General features: G+C 77.0%; 2 protein-coding genes and 1 pseudogene. All 3 read right to left on the bottom strand.

Annotated elements, in window-relative coordinates:
- Positions 1–721: pseudogene (locus ACWJ6R_RS35680) on the bottom strand (hypothetical protein); the annotation flags it as partial.
- Between the two features lie 260 nt (positions 722–981).
- Positions 982–1,386 carry a hypothetical protein gene (locus ACWJ6R_RS35675; protein WP_449066437.1) on the bottom strand — a complete coding sequence of 135 codons (405 nt, stop codon included), beginning with the start codon at positions 1,384–1,386 and terminating at the stop codon, positions 982–984.
- Positions 1,387–1,480: 94 nt separating this feature from the next.
- The coding region (locus ACWJ6R_RS35670) for a DUF6286 domain-containing protein (protein WP_449066436.1) at positions 1,481–1,858 on the bottom strand (378 nt) is incomplete at its 5' end.

The following is a 1,858-nucleotide window of genomic DNA, read 5'->3' as shown; positions in this document are numbered from 1 at the left end:
GCCGTTCAACGCCACCGCCGCGGCCGCCGCCCTGGCCCTCGGCGCGTACGCCGCCTGGCCCGGGACCGAGCCCGGCCACGGCCTGACCCGCGGCGGCGGCACCCACCTGTGGGCCCGCACGATGACCTTCGCCGACTGCGCCCGGATCAGGCCCACCGGCCCCGAAGCCGCCCTCTGCCCCACCGAACCGCTCAGCGAGCGCAAACCGCCCCCCGCCTACCTCTCCGCCGGCGACTCGCCCCTGAACACGCTCCATGGCTCCCCCGCCGAGCGCGACGCGCTCGCCACCGACTTCGCCCTGCGGGCCGTCAGAGCCCAGCCCGCCGACTTCCTGCGCACCGGACTCGCCGACCTCGCCCACGTCTTCGACTGGAACCGGCGCGTCTACCCCACCGAGGAGGACCAGAGCGCCTACGTCTTCCCCGACGCCGCCGCCTCCCTGCCCGACATCCCCGTCTCCGGCGGCCGCACCGCCGCCGAACTCGCCACCGCCTACCAGGCCGACCCCGGCGAACCCAGCCTCGTCGACCCATACGCGAGCTGGCTGCGCACCTACCAGGAACACGGCTTCCTGCGCGGGCCCTTCCTCGGCGTCGTCCTCGTCATCGGCCTGATCGGCGTCCTGGCCCACTGGCGGCGCCTCGGCGGCGCCGTCCTCCTGCCCTGGGCCGCGGCCGTCGCCCTGATCGCGCTGCCGCAGTTCACCGTGGCCTTCGACCACCGCTACACGGCGACCGCCGTACCCCTGGCCGGCCTGGCCGCCGGACTGGCCTTCGGCAGACGCGACTCCCAGACCGCCCCCGGCGCACCCATGGCCGGGACCGCCGGCGGACAGGCCCCCGGCGGCGGCTCCGGGGACCCCCCGGACCGGACCGCCCGGCGAACCTCAGCGACGGCGGACGTGCAGCCGGACGGAAACCCCCAGCGCGTCGTCCCCTACCGCCCGCCGAACCCTGTCGACGGCGTCCTCGTTCATCCGCGCTACGAGCTCGCCGACGTCGGTCGCGGGCCCGCAGCGCACCCCGATCCGGATCCGTCCCCCTCGACCGTCCGGACCCGGACCCGGCTCAGCCCTTCGACTTCTTTAAGCGCGACGCCCAGCATCGCGATCCCGGTCTCGCTGCGCCGGCCCCGCCGCCCCCAGCCCAGGGAGCGCAGCAGCCAGCGGACCGAGACAAGCCCCAGTACTACAAGTACTAGCGCCGCCAGCCACCCCGCCCCGGGATCCTCCGCCAGCCGCGCCGGAAGCCCCGGATCCAGGACCGGCGCCCCCGCCGCCTGCCCCGGGATCTCCCCCAGCCCGCGCAGCACGCCGTACGCCCCGGCCCCGGCCAGCACCAGCCCGGTGACGGTCAGGCCGATACGGTTGCCCAGATACGGCCTCATCGGACCTCCCGCCTACGTGGCTCCCCCGCAAACGCCCCCGCCGGCGCAGACCCCCCGGCTGCTCCCCGCCCGCGCCGATCCCCCGGAAACGCCCTCACCGGCTCCCCCGTCCACGCAACCGCACCACGACCTCGTCGCCGCAGACCGCGCCCAGATCGGCCAGCCGGTCCCCGACCGCCGCGCCCACCTGGCGCAGCAACCGCCCCGTCCCGTCCGTCTCCGCGACCACCAGGACCTCCACGCCCCCGCGGCCCAGCCGCACCCGGGCCCGGACCACCCCGTCCACCGACTCCGCCGCGGCCCGCAGCGTACGGCGCAGCCCCGACCGGGTCAGGCCGATCACCGCCAGCGGATCGCCCGTCTCCAGCGGCACCAGCCGGGACCGCCCCGGCACGACCGCGACCGCCACCAGCGCCGCGCCCACCGCCAGCACGCCCAGCGCCGCCCCCAGCACCGCCGGGTCCGACCAGCT

It is taken from the genome of Planomonospora algeriensis, assembly GCF_977012225.1.
Note: the sequence above shows the minus strand (reverse complement) of the source record. Positions and strands in the feature narration are given on the sequence as shown.